Genomic DNA, 16,661 nt, shown 5'->3' with positions numbered 1-16,661 from the left:
GAATATACAATTGGAATTTATGAGGTGGGCTTGTTACTCATTGGCCACTCGGAAGGCACTTGCCGGTGGCGCTGACCCAAGAGGTGTGCCCGCGAAGCCCTTCCAGTGTCCGTAGATTGAAGAAAACCCGTTGGAGGACCAAATGGATACGAAGACAACCACGGCCGGCAAGTGTCCGGTCATGCACGGCGGCGCCACGGCTCTCGGCAACTCCGTCATGGAATGGTGGCCCAACGCACTCAACCTCGACATCCTGCACCAGCACGACAGCAAGACCAATCCGCTGGGCAAGGGGTTTAACTATCGCGAAGAGCTCAAGAAGCTGGACGTGGAAGCGCTGAAGGCGGACCTGCGCGCCCTGATGACGGACAGCCAGGAATGGTGGCCGGCTGACTGGGGTAGCTATGTCGGCATGATGGCGCGCGTCACGTGGCACGCGGCCGGCTCCTACCGCGCCGCCGACGGCCGCGGCGGTGCCAACACCGGTAACCAGCGCTTCGCCCCGCTCAATTCCTGGCCGGACAATGTCAACACCGACAAGGGTCGCCGCCTGCTTTGGCCGATCAAGAAGAAATACGGCAACAAGATCTCATGGGCCGACCTGATCGCGCTTGCCGGCACCATCGCCTACGACGTTGCCGGCCTGAAGACCTTCGGCTTCGCCTTCGGTCGCGAGGACATCTGGGCGCCGGAAAAGGACGTCTACTGGGGTGACGAGAAGCAGTGGCTCGCCCCGAGCGACGGCCGCTATGGCGACGTCTCCAAGCCCGAGACGCTGGAAAACCCGCTTGCTGCCGTGCAGATGGGCCTCATCTACGTCAACCCGGAAGGCGTGAACGGCAAATCCGATCCGCTGGCGACCGCCGCGCAGATGCGCGAGACCTTCGCGCGCATGGGAATGGACGATGAGGAAACCGTGGCCCTCACCGCCGGCGGCCACACCATCGGCAAGTCCCACGGCAACGGCAACCCGGGTGACCTCAGCCCCGATCCGGAAGCCGCAGGCCCGGAATTCCAAGGCCTCGGCTGGATGAATACCAAGGGTCGCGGCGTCGGCCGTAACACGGTCGTCTCGGGCATCGAGGGCGCCTGGACCGCCGAGCCGACGAAGTGGGACAACGGCTTCTTCGAGATGCTGTTCAACCATGAATGGACGCTGACGCACAGCCCTGCGGGCGCCTCTCAATGGGCGCCGATCACCATCGCAGAGGAAGACAAGCCAGTCGACGTCGAGGATCCCTCGATCCGCACCATTCCGATGATGACCGATGCGGATATGGCGCTGAAGGTGGACCCGATCTATCGCGAAATCTCGCTTCGCTTCAGGAGTGACTTCACGGTCTTTTCGGATGCCTTCGCCCGCGCCTGGTTCAAGCTGACGCACCGCGACATGGGTCCGAAGTCCCGCTATCTCGGCCCTGATGTGCCGGCCGAAGACCTCGTCTGGCAGGATCCGATCCCGGCCGGCCGCAAGGACTACGATATCGGGGGCGTCAAGGCGAAGATCGCGGCATCAGGTCTTTCCATCGCGGATCTGGTTGCCACGGCATGGGACAGCGCCCGCACCTTCCGCGGTTCGGATTTCCGCGGCGGTGCAAACGGCGCCCGCATCCGCCTTGCCCCGCAGAAGGACTGGGAGGGCAATGAGCCGGCACGTCTGGCCCGTGTTCTTTCCGTTCTCGAACCGATTGCCGCGGCATCGGGTGCCAGCCTTGCCGACGTGATCGTGCTCGCCGGCAACTACGGCGTCGAGCAGGCGGCAAAGGCCGCAGGCTTCGACATCGAAGTGCCCTTCGCCGCAGGGCGTGGCGATGCGACCGCCGAGCAGACGGACGCCGACGGCTTCGCTCCGCTCGAGCCGCTCGCCGACGGCTTCCGCAACTGGCAGAAGAAGGACTATGTGGTGAGCCCGGAAGAGCTGCTGCTCGATCGCGCCCAACTGATGGGCCTGACCGCGCCCGAGATGACAGCGCTCGTCGGTGGTCTCCGCGTCATTGGCACGAACCATGCTGGTACGGCGCACGGCGTCTTCACGAGCCACGTCGGCGCGTTGACGACGGACTTCTTCGCCACGCTGACCGACATGGGCTATTCTTGGGTTCCGACCGGCAACAACCTGTATGAAATCCGCGACCGCAAGACCGGCGCGACCAAGTACACGGCGACCCGCGCCGACCTCGTCTTCGGTTCGAACTCCGTTCTTCGCGCCTATGCGGAGGTCTATGCCCAGGATGACAACAGGGAGAAGTTCGTCAAAGACTTCGTCGCAGCCTGGACCAAGGTCATGAACGCCGATCGGTTCGATCTGGCTGCATGATCCCTGGGATCACCCAGTCAACGCCTTCCCCCGTCGAACGGGGGGAGGCCCTCGGATCCGCCGTCTCTGGAGATCGGCTCATCCGCATTCATGCTCGAAGGCTAGGAACGGCTTGCCGGCTTCTTCGCAGGCTTCTCGGATTTGGCACTTCGGCCTGACGGCATCTTTCCAGCCGCCTCCCGCGCGTGGGCTTCCGGGCCGGCGACGATCGTGCCAGGTTTGGAACTATCCCGGCGATCGTTTTCTTTCGATTTGTGCGCTTCAGCCTCTTTTTCCATTGTTGCCGTTCCTCCGTTGCAAGACGCAACCTTAACGGCGCCGCCGCAGTCTGGTTCCGTGCCATCGCAGAAAACGCGGATATTCCTTTAGAGCGTCGATGCAGGAGCTGTCAGCCACATGGCGGTTGGTGCCGAGACGCCCTTTTGTTAGAGCGCAGGCCGTCTCTTGTTGCTGGAGCCCGCAGCAACAGAGCACCAATAATGGCCGACGAGACCGAACCGAGCAACACACCAAGTTTCAACTCGTTTTGAAGCGCAATCGCATCAGGGAATGCGAGCAGTCCAACGAACAGAGACATCGTGAACCCGATCCCGCAAAGCATCGCTACCCCATAGACCTGTTTCCAGCTCGCGCCGCTAGGCAGTCGCGCCCAGCCCAGACGGATGACAGCAGCTGACGCCAGAAAAACGCCGAGCTGTTTTCCCGCAAACAAACCAAGCGCGATGCCAAGCGGAACGGGTTCGGCGAGTGATGAAACCGTCATTCCGTCGAAGGACACCCCGGCGTTTGCGAAACCGAAGAGAGGAACGATCAGGAAGGTGACCCACGGAGCCAACCCATGCTCGGCTTTGTGAAGCGGTGACGACATGTCGTCGGCATTTGCAGAATTTGAACGCAATGGGATAGTCAAGGCAAGGATTACACCAGCCAGCGTTGCGTGAACACCGGATTGCAGAACAAGGAACCAGAGGACCGCACCCAGAGCGATGTAGGGAAACAGGTGCTTCACGTTTGTCCTGTTCAATGCCACGAGTGCGACGGTGACCGCCGCTGCGCCAGCCAGCGCCAGGCCGCTCAACGAGCTTGTATAGAACAAGGCGATGATCACAACGGCTCCAAGATCATCGATAATGGCGAGTGCTGTGAGAAAGACCCGAAGAGATATTGGCACCCGCGGACCAAGAAGCGACAGCACCCCAAGGGCGAACGCGATATCCGTCGCAGCAGGGATTGCCCATCCGTTCGGATGTCCGCCCTCACCTAGGTTGAAGGCAAGATAAATCAATGCCGGACCGACCATGCCGCCGACTGCAGCACTTCCGGGGAGGACGCGGCGCGACCATGTCGATAGTTGTCCGTCAAGTACCTCCCGTTTGATCTCAAGACCGACCATCAGAAAGAAAAACGCCATCAGTCCGTCGTTGATCCAGTGCAGGACAGACAAGCCGCCCACGTAGACGTGCAGTACCTGTTCATAGGACGAGCCGAACGGCGAATTGGCGACGACCAGCGCAGCTGCAGCGGCGAGCATTAGGATGATGCCGCCGGAGGCGTTGTTGTCGAGAAAGGCACGGAGGAGTGATGCGGGGCGCTTGGCCGCGAGCGCTGAATTAATCATGGATTAAGCAATTCTCAGTTTGAAGGACGGATGTCCTTCACCTGATCACGTTCTATCGATCGAAGGAAATCGATAGCCATGTTGCCTCTTATAGAGCCAATCTATAAGAGAGGGTATGCCCAGTATCCAACAGCTTCGTTATCTGGTTGCCATTGCCGACACTCTCAACTTTAGTCGGGCTGCCGAGATATGCCATGTCACTCAACCCACCTTGAGCATGCAGCTTCGAGAGCTTGAACTTCGACTCGATGCACATCTGGTCGAGCGTACACGCTCACGCGTCGGCCTTACGCCAACAGGCGAGGAGGTGGTGTGCCGGGCCAGAGAGGTGCTGGCCAAACTCGGGGATATCCGTGAAGTCGCCAGACACGACCAGACTTCCGGCCTCCAGGGCACATTACAGATGGGCGTTGTTCAAACTGTTGGAGCCTACGTTCTGTCTGTTGCCATGCCGTCAATCAAACAGGATTACCCAGGCCTGCGGATTGTGGTGCGGGAGGACCGCCTTGAGAACCTGCCGAAAAAACTATCTGACGGTGCACATGACGTGCTGCTTCTTCCATGCGGCGTCGATGATTCCGAGTTTTGTTCCGTTCGACTGATTCGAGAACCCCTTCACCTCGTGCTTCCATCCGATCATCTCCTTGCGCAGCAGGAAACGATCGAGCCGGGACAGCTTGCGGGAGAAACTATCCTTTCGATGGAGCACGGCCATAGAATCCACGACCAGATCGCATCGCTTTGTAGCGATGTGGGCGCGATACATGCGAAAGACTATGCTGGGAACACGCTGGACACGCTGCGCTTGATGGTTGCATGCGGAATGGGGTTGACCCTGCTACCGGCGCTTTATGTTAGGTCCGATGTCATGCGGGAGACGCTGGTGACAGCGCGACCGCTATCGTCTAGGGCACCCTCACGCGACATTCATATGGTTTGGCGCAACTCATCTCCACGACAGGCCAGCTACAACGCGCTAGCGGAATTGATAGCAAAGTGCGTGGCTCCATGGGCAGCATCAACGCAGTGAGTTCTAATCGATCCCAAACTTGGTTTGGAATATTGTCGCGACCGACGCGACCAGCTCTGTTGGCAGGCTCCGCGCAGATTGAAGGAGATCGGGTCGCTTGATCGGAGCGACGGGCTCTTGCACGTCACTCCGCCTTTTCCCGACAGGTTTCGAACCACTATCAGCGACCTTTTAGCAGGGCGGATAGGGGTAATATCCACACTGGTTGTAGTTGTTGTAGTAGGGGTTGGCATAGCCGTAGCGGTAGGGCGCGGTGGCGGCTGCGCCAATGGCGGCCCCCGTCGCAAGCCCGGCGCCGGCATACCAAGCGCCATGATAATCTGGAGCGTGCCAATAGTTGGCGTGGACATCGTTCACATGAACGTCGGCCCCCATTCGATCGCCGCCGCCAAAGCCGCCGCCACCAAAGTCACGGCCGCCACCGCCGCCAAAGTCACGGCCACCACCGCCGCCAAAGCCGCCCCCGCCGCCAAAGCCCCCGCCACCAAAGCCGCCACGGTCGATGAACAGTGCTGCAGGGCCGCTTCCGCCCGAAAGACTTCCTTCAAGGACCGCCACTTCGAACGTCAGGTTCCCACCCGCGAGCTTTGGCTTCATAATCGTCACGACAGCATCTTCGACCTTCGACCCGTTCCCGCCAAGGACCGAAATCGTGGCATTGGGCGGATCTGTGGAAAAACTGCCTTTGCCTTCGTCCCATTGCATGACGAACTGCTCGGTCGTGAGATGACCGGCCGCACGAACTGGCCGATCGGCGAAGACGATTGAATTCATCGAAACGCCCGTCATTGTGAGCGTGGTTCCCTCCAATTTTGCGCCCGCAGAGTTGAGGACGAAAAGCGACGGAACCGGCCCTGTCGGTGATACCTGGCCGATCGTTTTGGCAAGCGGGACGTGCGGCTTGACATCGGCGTCCTGCGCCAAAACCGAGCCGGGGATGAGAAATTGGCTTGTGGCAAGGAATACGGAAAGAAAGACAGCAGTTCTGGGTTTCATAACTACCTCCTGCGTTTCAGGCTTGAAATGCGTATGAGCAGGCGAAGCTGCTCGGTCAGTCCGCGAACACTCGTCTCCAGTCGTTTTTCATGCTGATGACGATCCAGCCGTCCTTGATGGCTTCGTCGTAAAGTTCCTGCGTGAAAGTGCCGACCTTGGTCTCAGGCAAACCATTTGCCGGACCATAGGCATATTCTCGTTCTGCGTCGTCATGCAGCACGAGAACGGAAAGCCGGGGGCCGTCCCCCGCTTCGGTATATTCGAGCATCTCCTTGTCGCCCGTTGAATTGCCGAAAGCGATGATCGGTTGTCTCCCGATAATCAGATGGATGCCCTCCGGTTTTCCGGCATTGTTGTCATTGAGGAGAAGCTTGGGGTCCTTGGTCAGGAAGGGCTTTCCGTCCTTTCCATAACCATAGGTCGTTCCTCCGGCTGTCCCCACCACCTGTTCAGGAGGGATCCCGTATGTGCTCTCGGAGTAGACACGCACGAAGTCCTGGCCGCCGCCTGTGACGATGTAGGTCTTGAAGCCATTGTCGCGCAGATAACCGAGTACCTCCTTCATGGGCTGGTAGGTGAGTTCGGTATAGGGGCGCTTCCATCGCGGATCCTTTGCCGATGCGATCCACTTGCTGACCTCGGCTTCGAACTGGTCGACCTTCATGCCGGAGAGCGTGGCAGCGAGGATCTTTTCGAGATCCGCCATAGGGAGCTTGGCGATCGCTTCCCGGTCGCCGGTCAGCACGGTCTTGAAAGGCTCGACGTCCTTGAGTTCGGGCTTCTCGGCAACCACGGCCGGCACCCGCTCCAGGCAATAGATGAGCTGGCTGTACATCGGGTGTTCCACCCACAGCGTTCCATCCTGATCAAAGGTCGCAATTCTTTCCTCGGGCGGCACGAAAGTCGGCTTCGTATTGTCCGTTGTCGCCCGGACGAACTCGACAATCGCCTGTTTCGTGACGGTGTCATTCCAGGATGGCAGGGGGTCGGTCTGAGCCTGCGCCGTGGCAACCGCGAACAACGTCCACAATCCGAGGGACAAACCAGCCGAATGCTTGCGGAATGCAAGTTTCGAGTACATTTCGGACCCTCCGTCGGGATCATAGAGATGACGGACGCCCCGAAGGGCGCCCGTTGCGCTGTCGTTATTCGCCCGCACGTCAGTCGTGCCCTGTCTTCATTTCCTTAACTTGCTGCATGACCTGCTCAAGATTATAACTTGCAGGGTCCTGCAGCGGCGGAAAGTTGATGTAGGTCTCGAGATGCTTCAGCCACAGCTGCTGCCCGACGGGCAGGATGTTCCAGTCATAGACATAGGCCGTCGAAGGCGAGGCGATCGCGCCCCCCATGCCGAAGAGTGTCTTGATCTGCTGACCGACCGAAGTTTCGAACGGATCACGCTTGATGTTGACGACCTGTGTCCAGGAATAGGGCTGCACGCCGGAAATGAAGCCCGCAGGGTCATCGGACACCATCGCGAAATACATCTTCCAGTTTTTGAAGCGGACCGCCGACGGCTCTTTGCCGGAATAGTACAAGAAAGAGTCGCGTGCGGATGGTGCCTTACCTTCCAGGAAGTCGCGCTGATCGATCCCGTCGAGAGTGGTTTTGACAACTTTCGGATACTTGCCCGCTTCGATCTCCTTCTTGAGCCCTTCACCCTTCGGGCCGCCAGCAATGTTCACCAATGTCGGCAGCCAATCGAGTGATGCGAAGATCTCGTTCTTGACCGTTCCCGGTTCGATATGGCCGGGCCAGCGCACGACTAGCGGAGCGCGCATGCCACCTTCCCAGGTGCTGAGCTTTCCGCCCTTGAACGGAGTGGTGCCGCCGTCGGGAAAGGTAATCGTCTCGGCACCGTTGTCGGTGGTAAAGACGACGATGGTGTTGTCGAGTTCTCCCATCTCCTCGAGCTTCTTCAGCACGTAGCCGATGTTGTCGTCCATTTGCTTCATACCAGCTTCGTTGACGCCCCAGTCCTTGCCGCCCGGCTCGCCAACCATGTTCAGGTACTTGTCCGGCAGCACGGTGGTGATGTGCATGCGTGCCGGATTGTACCAGACGAAGAAGGGCTTCTTGGTTTTCTCGGGGTCGTTCCTGTCGAGGAAGTCGATGACCTTGCCGGAGATTTCTTCGTCAATCGTCTTGGAGCGCTCGAGTGTCAGCGGCCCTTCGTCCTTGCAAGATTGATTTTCAGGGGTTCCGTCGGAGGATGCGCACGCTAGCATGGGACGCGGTGGTGTCAGGCACGTTGTTGTCTTCGGATCGACCGCCGCAGGATTCTCGGTCAGCCCGGGGATTGGCGTATTCCTGCAAGGAGGTGCGATCCCCTGCTCTGTCGGCGTCTTGTTGATGTCGGGGAAGCTCACGCCCTGCATGGCGTCGAGGTGATACAGATAGCCCCAGAACTCCTGAAAACCATGGGCAGTCGGCAGGGACTCGGTGGTATCCCCGAGATGGTTCTTGCCGAACTCGCCTGTCGAATAGCCGAGATCGTTCAGGAACCGGGCAAGGTGAGGCGTGCCTGCCCGCAGGTAGGACGGGCTTCCGGGAATTTCCGGCAGGACCATGCCGACGCGCACCGGCTGCATGCCGGTGATGAAGGCGGTACGACCAGCCGTGCAGCTTTGCTCGGCGTAGTAGGTCATGAATTTCGCACCCTCATTGCCGATGCGATCGATGTTGGGCGTTTCACCTACCATCAGGCCCTGGTGATAGATGCTTGGCTGCATCCAGCCGATATCATCGCCCATGATAAACAGGATGTTGGGCTTGGTTTCCTGCGCTTGCACGATTGCTGTGCCGGCCCAAAGGCTACTCACCGCCGTCAATGCTGCTGCGATGCACGTTGTTTTTATGCGAGGCATTTCACGTCCCTCCCTCAGAGAACCTTGCAAGGTTCATTCACTAGATTTGATGCGCGAGAAGAGTTGAATGCGAAGGCGTGGGTGCTGCCATTGCGACGCAGTCGAGAGTGTGCAGCGCCACGATGCAAAGCTGCTACCCAATTCTTAAAACGAACACGGCTCAGAACAAATGGCCCAGTTTGGCCGGATCTGCATAGCATCAGGTCGAACAGCTTCCACCTAAACAGTTTCGGTGGATCTGGTCGTAGCGCATAAGATATGCCCATCAATGCGACGAGAGATCGCTCACGCTCGCGTATAATCATGGTGCAGGAGGAGGGCATTTCAAGACGTGCATTCTCTTTAAAAGGCACGCTGCAGTCGACAATCTGCATTTTCGATACTTGGACGTTCAAAGAGTAATGCCAATGGCTTACTCACGTAGGCCTCGACTGAGACGGCCTTTTAATGCGCACCTGCCCCTCTAGAAGCTGAAGTCCAGGGTTGCATGATGCCGGTTACGCCACAGCGATGAATGGAATGGCACCTCGGCAGCCCAATTTATAGCCAGCCGCAGAACCAGGGTTTTGACGAGTTTTATGGAATTCCTCCCAACGACACCTGGGACGCATTTGGGATGATCCGCCAGGGCCACCTTGCGTTCCTGAGCCGCCCGCAGTTTGCGTAAACCTCGTTGAGCGAAGGGTCGTCGGAGGCGCGCATGATCCACCTAGTTGCCAAAAAGCCATAATTGCTTCACCTAGATCGCGTATCGACACTCGGCATCAAGAATTGGATCAACGCTGAATGCGCATATCATACATTTTCCTTGGTGCATTTCTTGCAATCGTACAGTCCGCATATGCTGAAGTCGCCGCACCGCCTGTTTTGGCGCCGCTTAAGCAACAGGCACAAGCCGCTCAGTTGAGTGCGGAATTTCTCACGCGTTTCAGCTACAAGCCCGTTCCACTCGACGACGCCCTGTCGGCCAGGATCATGGATCGGTTCATCAAATCACTTGATCCGGACCACACGCTCTTCCTGCAAGCGGACATCGACAGGTTCATGTCGGACCGCAACGAGATCGACGACGCAATCGAACGGAAAAACTTGAAGATCCCGTTTGCGATCTTCAACGTGTATGGGAAGCGCGTTGTCGACCGCATGAACTACGCCCGCAACTTGCTTAAGCAGGACTTCGATTTCGGTGCGCAGGAGAACTTTTCGGTGCTGCGCGAAAAGGCTCCTTGGCCCCAGTCGGAGGCCGAGAGCAACGAGCTTTGGCGCAAACGCGTAAAAAGCGACTGGTTGCGGTTGAAACTGGGCGGCAAGACCGACGCGGCCATTCGCGAAACACTCGACAAGCGATATGCAAACGCTCTGCAGCGCGCTTACAAGTATAAAAGCGATGATGTTTTCCAGTCGTTCATGGACGCCTACACAACGTCGGTCGACCCGCACACGGACTACTTCGGCACGGCTGCTTCGGCCGATTTCAATATCGCGATGAAGCTTTCGCTGGTTGGCATCGGTGCGGTACTGCAGGAGCGCGACGACTACACGACGATCCGTGAGCTCGTGCCTGGCGGGCCGGCGCAGTTGTCTGGCAAGCTCTCGGTCGGAGACCGCATTACCGGCGTTGGTCAAGGCAAGGATGGGGCGATAAAGGAAGTGGTTGGCACGCGCCTTGATGAAGTCGTGCAACTGATACGAGGGAAAAAAGGGTCCATAGTACGCTTGGACATCCTGCCGGCGGATGCTGGAGCGGATGCCACCCATCGGGTTGTCAATCTTGTGCGCGATAAGATCAGCCTTGAGAAGCAGGCAGCCCAGAAGGCCGTCCTGTCTGTGAAAGTGGGCGAAGCCACGCGTAAAATCGGAGTGATTACTCTGCCGGCATTCTACGAGGATTTTGAAGCCCGACGCAAAGGAGACAAGGACTATAGAAGCGCGAGCCGCGATGTCCGAAAGCTTCTCGATGAACTGAAGCAGGAACAAGTCGACAGCGTTCTCATTGACGTGCGCAACAATGGCGGCGGTTCACTGAACGAGGCGATTGATTTGACCGGCCTGTTCATCGGCGGCGGCCCGGTCGTTCAGCAACGCGGTAGCGACGGTAAGGTCGCGGTAACAAGCGCTGATTTTCCAGCACCTGTCTGGACAGGCCCTGTGGGTGTCCTGATCAATCGAGGGTCGGCGTCGGCTTCGGAGATTTTTGCCGCGGCAATCCAAGATTACGGTCGAGGCGTGATTGTTGGCGAACCCAGTTTCGGTAAGGGCACCGTCCAAACTGTCGTCAATCTTGACGAGGTGGTTCGCAACAGCAAACCCGAATTCGGTGAGCTGAAAGTCACGATTGCGCAGTTTTTCCGGATCAACGGCGGTACGACCCAGCTGCACGGCGTGACGCCTGATATCAGCTTGCCGGGATTTTCTGATCCGACACGCTTTGGCGAGACCAGTTATGACAATGCCTTGCCGTGGGCTCAGATCAAGCCCGCGACCTATACGCCCGCCGGCACCGTAACGGCGTTGCTGCCGACCCTTCAAAGCCGCCATGATGCGCGGGTTGAAAGCAATCCGGATTTCCAACGCCTGTTAGAAGACATTGCGGACTTGAAAGCGCAGCGCGACAAGGGGGTTGTCACCCTCAATGAAGCCGAACGTCGTAGAGAATTGACTGCTCGCGAAAATCGACTGAAGTCCCGGGCGCAAGCAGGCGATGGCGAAAATACTGGCGAAGATGATGGCCTGCGTGCAAACGAGCGTAGCCTGAGTGCTGATATTGCCATTGAGAATGCCCGCAAGAACGCAAAGGACGTGTTGCTGGACGAGGCCGTTGCCATTCTTGCCGATGAGGCGGACTTGCGGGAAGGCGCGCCGAAGGCGGCCACAAAACAATCGGGGAACACGGACGGAAAATAATCATACCCGGCCGGTGCAACACCATCAGATTTTTGAGGCATAGCCTCAACAGTTACGGGAGGCTTTAAGGCGCATCCGCCCAATGACCGCCCGTCCAGCGCGACGCTCGGCGTCGATAGTGCTTACAGTCGTCTCGTAGGTATGCCCTATTGAGCTGGCGCAGTCGTTGAAGGCTGGGTCGTCGAGGGCTGGGAGGTCGTCGGCTCAGTCGTAGTCGCCGGCGGTGTCGCTGTTTCCGTTGTGGTCGTCTTGCCAGGAAGTAGGAAAACAACGGCAAGGATGACTACGACGACGGCGACAATGACGCCAATAACGGTGTTTCTGCTCATAACTGCTCCTCCTGAGCGTGTTTACCCGTACTTTATAAACTGGAGCAGCTGGGTTCGTTTTCAATTCTGAAGTCGGCGTATAGCAGCCCGGTAGCTCGTCTGCCTCTAACCAGAAGGTCGCAGGTTCGAAATGCTGCCATTTCAGCCGGATGAGCATGGGATGAAAGCCGCTGCGCCGAGCTTGCCTTCTCGTTGTCGAGTTTCATCAGAGTTTACCCTCCGCCCGGGGCATGCGGCCGCATTTGTACGTCCGGTGGGCGTTGTCGGAAGCGGACGTCGTTGCCAATTTTTGCCAAAGCGGCTATGCTCGTTCCTATGAGCACAATGAACATTTCCCTGCCGGACTCTCTGAAGAGCTTCGTGGATGAGCAAGTCGCTGGGCGGGGCTATGGGACGAGCAGTGAGTATATCCGAGAATTGATCCGTCGAGATCAGGACCGGCTCACGTTGCGCAGGCTGTTGCTTGACGGAGCCTCCTCTGCGCAGACTGAACCGGCCGACGCCGCTTATTTCACCGGGTTGCGCGATCGAGTTCGTGGTCCGCAGAGCAAGTGAATAACAAACCGATTATTCCACGTGAATTGGCGCGCAGTGATGTCGACGCGGCCGTCGATTATTACGCACGCGAGGCCGCAATTGATGTCACGCTGGGCTTCATCGACGCTCTTCAAGCGGCTTACGATTTGATCGCAAGCCATCCAGAGTCCGGATCGTTGCGGTACTCGTACGAACTGGGATTACCTGACTTACGGAGCGTCTCTCTGAAGCGATACCCGTATCTTGTTTTCTATCATGAGCAGGCCGGCTGCATCGACGTGTGGCGTGTGCTTCATGCCAAGCGCGATATCCCGCAGTGGATGCAGGGGTCGGATAGTCACTGACTGCGCGGAGATTTGCACGGCTGTATCCGCTGTGGCCCACCACCCAATGCACGACCTCTGGCCAAGGTCACTTGCGCTGGCGTCGGGGGACTGACGAAGCAGATAGCTGGGAAGACTTTAGGGACGTCATGCGCAACTTCGAAGATCCTGGTCGGTCGCTGGCCGTCGCCCGTCACGGGATGGCGGCAACCTCACATCCGGCCTCAACCCTGACGGCCATCGAGATCCTGAAGGCAGGAGGGAACGCCATCGATGCGGCGGTGGCGGCCGTCGCGGTTCAGTCAGTAGTCGAGGCAGGTTCGACTGGTGTTGGCGGGGATTGTTTCGCAATGATCGCGGTGGAAGGATCCACCGACATTCGCGCGTATAACGGCTCGGGCCTGACGCCAGTAGCACTAAGCGTCGACGCGCTGCGTGCCGACGGTGTGACAGCAATCGAGCGCTCTTCTCCTCACGCGGTCACGGTTCCTGGAGCGGTCGATGCCTGGTGCCGCCTCTTAAGCGACTTCGGCCGGATGTCGATGGCCGAGGTGCTTCAGCCTGCAATCGCGATGTCCCGCGACGGCTATGCGCTGACGCCCCGTGTCGCCGCCGACCTGGGCATGCAGCGCGATCTCCTGGCTGCCGACCCAACCGCCCGTGCCACTTTCCTGGTCGCGGGAGAGGCGCCGGCGATCGGCAGCGTCCAGCGCCAGCCCTTGCTTGCGGATACACTCGACGCGATCGCACGCGACGGCAGGGACGCCTTCTATCGCGGCGCCATCGCCGAGGACATGGTGGACTATCTGCGCGGCCTCGGCGGCTATCACTCCCTGGACGATTTCGCCAGCGCTGCAGGAGACTACGTTACACCCATCTCCACGACCTATCGCGGCCGCACGATCTACGAATGCCCGCCGAACGGCCAAGGCGTCGTCGCGCTGCTGATCCTGAACATCCTCTCGCGTTTCTCGCTGTCCAACGACCCGTTCGACCCCGATGATCTGCATCTCCTCCTCGAGGCAACACGGCTCGCCTACGCCGCGCGTGACGCGATGGTCGCCGATCCGTCTGTGTCGGATGGGGCCGTCGAGCGCATGCTGTCGAGCACACTTGCTGATCGCCTTGCCCGAAGCATCTCCCTCGATCGGGTCACCGAACCGCTGCCCTCGTTCGACACCGTCGAGCACAAGGATACCGTCTATCTTTGCGTGGTGGATCGCGACCGCAACGCGGTCAGCTTCATCAATTCGATATTCAGTTCCTATGGCAGCGGGCTGATGGCGCCACGCTCAGGCGTATTGTTCCACAATCGCGGCCAGAGCTTTTCGCTTGCGGCAGGTCACCCCAACGAAATCGCGGCTCGCAAGCGTCCGATGCATACGATCATCCCGGGAATGGTCGCCGAGGGCGGACGTGTCGTGATGCCGTTCGGTGTGATGGGCGGCCACTACCAGGCCATGGGCCATGCTCACCTGTTATCCCGGCTCTACGATTGCGGTGTCGATCTTCAAACCGCCATTGACCTGCCGCGCCTCTTTCCTCTGCCCGCTACAGCGACGGTCGAAGCAGAGGAAGCCATCCGCACCAGCATCGGCTCCGAACTGGAACGGCGTGGCTTCAAGGTTCAGCCGTCCCTCCGCGCCATCGGCGGCGCGCAGGCGATCCGGATTGACTGGGAGCGTGGCATTCTGATCGGAGGGTCGGACGCCCGCAAGGACGGGATGGCGTTGGGCTACTAACTTTGCCTCACAGGTAGAGTGATGAGATGGACGGCTCTCCCAAATGTTCGACAGCCACCGTATGCTACAGCGATGCCGGATGCGGAGGCCGTCCATCATCACCCCAGTAGGCGTGTCATGTCTCTTGCCCTAGAAATGGACAAGCAGGATTGAAATCTACGTTGACCGAAATCAATCAACAATTTGCAGACTAGATACTTGGGCCAGAGCAGCCGCGACCAAGCTGATTTAGTCTGGCTGGGAAGAGCATCCTGCGGGCTCAGGTCTCAGCTGGCGTTGTGCGCAAGAAGGCGGGCAAGCACCGTAACTTCTCGTTCCAGCAATTCGGGCGTTATGCCCACGAAGCGACCTTCCAGGCTAACCGCGATCACGCCATGCACGGCCGAAAAAAACGTGCGGGCGCGGATTGCCACGTCCTCGGCGGAGGCATCCTGAAGGTGCGGTGCAAGCGGTGCAGCGATCAGGCCGATCAGGAAGGCGTGTTCAGCAAGATGCCAATCGGGAACGGGGACACCCTCGGGCATCCGATGCTCGAAAAGTGCAGACCACAGGTTCCGCTCGGTGAGCGCGAACTTCAGATAGGCAAGGGAGAGATTGAGGAAGGTTTCCTCGATTTCGGCTGAAGGTGTCACGGCAGAATTCAACGCCGTTTCCAGGCGCTTGAGCGTGTCGGAGTTGACGCGAAGGATGAGCGCATCAAGGTCATCGAAAACGGTGTAGAGCCCTCCCAAGGCAGCCCCTGCACGCTCGGCAATGTCGCGCGCGCGCAACCCCTTCAGGCCCTGCTCGCGGATGAGATCCGTACCCGCGGCGATGAGCCTTGCCTTCAGGTCCGCCTTCTTCGCCTGCCGCTTGTCGGTCATGTCCTGCGCCTTTTTGAACGGTGTTCATTTTTAACTTGAACGATGTTCATTTTTGTGAGAAAACAACATTGAACGATGTTCATATATAGGGAGGTGAAACAATGTTCAAACATGTTCTGACCCTGATACGTGGCCGCGCGCATGCGGCAGATGAGGCTTTTGGCGAGCGCCACGCGCTTCCCATTCTGGCTCAGCAGATCCGTGACGGCGCACGGGGTGTCGAAGCTGCCCGCAAGGCCGTCGCCGTGGCCATCGCCCGCAACCATCTGGAGAAGGAAAATGCCGAGCGGCTTTCCGCCCGGATTGCGGACCTTGAGACGCGCGCCGTCGCCGCCCTTGAGAAGGGCAGGGAGGACCTTGCCCGGGAGGCGGCCACTTTAATTGCCTGCCTGGAAACAGAGCTGCAAAACGCCCGCCAGGTACAGGCGGAGTTTTCAAGCGGAATAGAACGTCTGAAGCATGCGGTGCGGCAGAGCGAAATGCGCCTTGGGGCGCTGCGCCGCGGCGAACGCCTTGCGGTCGCACGCGACCGGACCCAACGCCTCACCCGCGACGTCCCGGACCACGAGTCCGCAACGCTTGCGGATGCCGAGGCGACCCTCGCCCGGCTCGAGAAGCGCCAGCGCGAAGCAGAGTTGATGTCCGATGCGTTGACAGATCTGCAAGGTGACCAGGATCCGGCCGCCATTGTCGAGAAGCTCGCACAGGCCGGCTGCGGCCGGCCGCTCGTCACGACTGGGGAAGAGGTCCTCCAGCGACTTCGCAGCAAGACTAGCCAGACCCACTGAACCCCATAGCGCACAGGGAGCACGACAATGAACGACAGCTTGATGAAACACTCGCCCGCCTGGACCAGCTTTTCCTATGCAAGTTTCGGTCTTGCCGCCTTCATGCTGGCGCTCGGCATCTACATGATGCCGCTCGACCTCTGGGGGAAGGGCTATCTCGCCATGGGTATCCTGATGCTGGTGCAGACGACGGTGAACGTCACCAAGACGTTGCGCGACAACCAGGAAGCCGAAAAGCTCATCCGCAGGATCGACGACGCCAAGACCGAGAAACTGCTGCTGGGCATCAAGAGCGACGACATTTAACCAGGCATTAGCCTTGCCGTCGCAAGGCACAACCTATGAAC

The 16,661-nt window shown here is 59.0% G+C and carries 13 protein-coding genes and 1 tRNA gene; 9 read left to right on the top strand and 5 right to left on the bottom strand.

Annotation, left to right across the window (positions count from 1 at the left end):
- Positions 1-142: 142 nt before the first annotated feature.
- Positions 143-2,317, top strand: a complete 2,175-nt coding sequence (gene katG / locus BKP54_RS02575; RefSeq protein ID WP_084814204.1) for a catalase/peroxidase HPI — start codon at positions 143-145, stop codon at positions 2,315-2,317.
- 388 nt (positions 2,318-2,705) lie between these two features.
- On the opposite strand, the gene nhaA is transcribed toward katG, so the two are convergent.
- Positions 2,706-3,935, bottom strand: coding sequence for a Na+/H+ antiporter NhaA (nhaA, locus tag BKP54_RS02570; protein WP_128090360.1), 1,230 nt, complete (start codon positions 3,933-3,935; stop codon positions 2,706-2,708).
- 115 nt (positions 3,936-4,050) lie between these two features.
- On the opposite strand from nhaA, the gene BKP54_RS02565 reads away from it, so the two are divergent.
- Positions 4,051-4,965: a hydrogen peroxide-inducible genes activator gene (locus BKP54_RS02565; protein WP_025430574.1), complete on the top strand. Its 915-nt coding sequence runs from the start codon at positions 4,051-4,053 to the stop codon at positions 4,963-4,965.
- Between the two features lie 171 nt (positions 4,966-5,136).
- On the opposite strand, the gene BKP54_RS36000 is transcribed toward BKP54_RS02565, so the two are convergent.
- From BKP54_RS36000 to BKP54_RS02550, 3 genes are all read right to left on the bottom strand, one after another.
- The gene (locus BKP54_RS36000; RefSeq protein ID WP_025430573.1) at positions 5,137-5,961 is read right to left on the bottom strand and encodes a hypothetical protein; all 825 of its coding nucleotides are present in this window, start codon (positions 5,959-5,961) and stop codon (positions 5,137-5,139) included.
- A gap of 55 nt (positions 5,962-6,016) precedes the next feature.
- A complete protein-coding gene (locus tag BKP54_RS02555) occupies positions 6,017-7,042 on the bottom strand; it encodes an HAD family hydrolase (RefSeq protein WP_084814203.1) in 1,026 nt (341 codons plus the stop codon).
- Between the two features lie 79 nt (positions 7,043-7,121).
- Positions 7,122-8,828, bottom strand: coding sequence for an arylsulfatase (locus BKP54_RS02550; protein WP_084814202.1), 1,707 nt, complete (start codon positions 8,826-8,828; stop codon positions 7,122-7,124).
- A 786-nt stretch (positions 8,829-9,614) separates the two neighbouring features.
- Between BKP54_RS02550 and BKP54_RS02545 the strand changes: the two genes are divergently transcribed.
- The 5 genes from BKP54_RS02545 to BKP54_RS02525 all read left to right on the top strand — a co-directional run bounded on the left by BKP54_RS02545 (position 9,615) and on the right by BKP54_RS02525 (position 14,663).
- Positions 9,615-11,732, top strand: a complete 2,118-nt coding sequence (locus BKP54_RS02545; RefSeq protein WP_084814201.1) for a carboxy terminal-processing peptidase — start codon at positions 9,615-9,617, stop codon at positions 11,730-11,732.
- A gap of 396 nt (positions 11,733-12,128) precedes the next feature.
- Positions 12,129-12,206, top strand: a tRNA-OTHER gene (locus BKP54_RS35715).
- A 134-nt stretch (positions 12,207-12,340) separates the two neighbouring features.
- Complete coding sequence (locus BKP54_RS02535; RefSeq protein ID WP_025430569.1) at positions 12,341-12,616, top strand: type II toxin-antitoxin system ParD family antitoxin; 276 nt, start codon at positions 12,341-12,343, stop codon at positions 12,614-12,616.
- The gene (locus BKP54_RS02530) at positions 12,613-12,942 is read left to right on the top strand and encodes a type II toxin-antitoxin system RelE/ParE family toxin (protein WP_025430568.1); all 330 of its coding nucleotides are present in this window, start codon (positions 12,613-12,615) and stop codon (positions 12,940-12,942) included. Before BKP54_RS02535 ends, BKP54_RS02530 begins: the two co-directional genes overlap by 4 nt.
- Positions 12,943-13,070: 128 nt before the next feature.
- Entirely contained in the window at positions 13,071-14,663 is a 1,593-nt protein-coding gene (locus tag BKP54_RS02525) for a gamma-glutamyltransferase family protein (protein WP_025430567.1), read from the top strand.
- 266 nt (positions 14,664-14,929) lie between these two features.
- On the opposite strand, the gene BKP54_RS02520 is transcribed toward BKP54_RS02525, so the two are convergent.
- On the bottom strand, positions 14,930-15,526 hold the full coding sequence (locus BKP54_RS02520; RefSeq protein WP_025430566.1) for a TetR/AcrR family transcriptional regulator: 597 nt from the start codon (positions 15,524-15,526) through the stop codon (positions 14,930-14,932).
- Between the two features lie 101 nt (positions 15,527-15,627).
- On the opposite strand from BKP54_RS02520, the gene BKP54_RS02515 reads away from it, so the two are divergent.
- Positions 15,628-16,314: a PspA/IM30 family protein gene (locus BKP54_RS02515; protein ID WP_025430565.1), complete on the top strand. Its 687-nt coding sequence runs from the start codon at positions 15,628-15,630 to the stop codon at positions 16,312-16,314.
- 27 nt (positions 16,315-16,341) lie between these two features.
- Entirely contained in the window at positions 16,342-16,620 is a 279-nt protein-coding gene (locus BKP54_RS02510; RefSeq protein ID WP_025430564.1) for a YiaA/YiaB family inner membrane protein, read from the top strand.
- Positions 16,621-16,661: the final 41 nt, after the last annotated feature.

Source organism: Ensifer sp. 1H6 (assembly GCF_001976035.1).
GTDB lineage: Bacteria > Pseudomonadota > Alphaproteobacteria > Rhizobiales > Rhizobiaceae > Ensifer > Ensifer canadensis.
This window is presented reverse-complemented; position numbering and strand designations above follow the sequence as displayed.

What these genes read in the sequence shown, in the direction of transcription:
- katG (WP_084814204.1), top strand. Translation starts at nt 143, where the DNA reads ATGGATACGAAGACAACCACGGCCGGCAAGTGTCCGGTCATGCACGGC.
- nhaA (WP_128090360.1), bottom strand. Translation starts at nt 3,935, where the DNA reads ATGATTAATTCAGCGCTCGCGGCCAAGCGCCCCGCATCACTCCTCCGT.
- BKP54_RS02565 (WP_025430574.1), top strand. Translation starts at nt 4,051, where the DNA reads ATGCCCAGTATCCAACAGCTTCGTTATCTGGTTGCCATTGCCGACACT.
- BKP54_RS36000 (WP_025430573.1), bottom strand. Translation starts at nt 5,961, where the DNA reads ATGAAACCCAGAACTGCTGTCTTTCTTTCCGTATTCCTTGCCACAAGC.
- BKP54_RS02555 (WP_084814203.1), bottom strand. Translation starts at nt 7,042, where the DNA reads ATGTACTCGAAACTTGCATTCCGCAAGCATTCGGCTGGTTTGTCCCTC.
- BKP54_RS02550 (WP_084814202.1), bottom strand. Translation starts at nt 8,828, where the DNA reads ATGCCTCGCATAAAAACAACGTGCATCGCAGCAGCATTGACGGCGGTG.
- BKP54_RS02545 (WP_084814201.1), top strand. Translation starts at nt 9,615, where the DNA reads ATGCGCATATCATACATTTTCCTTGGTGCATTTCTTGCAATCGTACAG.
- BKP54_RS02525 (WP_025430567.1), top strand. Translation starts at nt 13,071, where the DNA reads ATGCGCAACTTCGAAGATCCTGGTCGGTCGCTGGCCGTCGCCCGTCAC.
- BKP54_RS02520 (WP_025430566.1), bottom strand. Translation starts at nt 15,526, where the DNA reads ATGACCGACAAGCGGCAGGCGAAGAAGGCGGACCTGAAGGCAAGGCTC.
- BKP54_RS02515 (WP_025430565.1), top strand. Translation starts at nt 15,628, where the DNA reads ATGTTCAAACATGTTCTGACCCTGATACGTGGCCGCGCGCATGCGGCA.
- BKP54_RS02510 (WP_025430564.1), top strand. Translation starts at nt 16,342, where the DNA reads ATGAACGACAGCTTGATGAAACACTCGCCCGCCTGGACCAGCTTTTCC.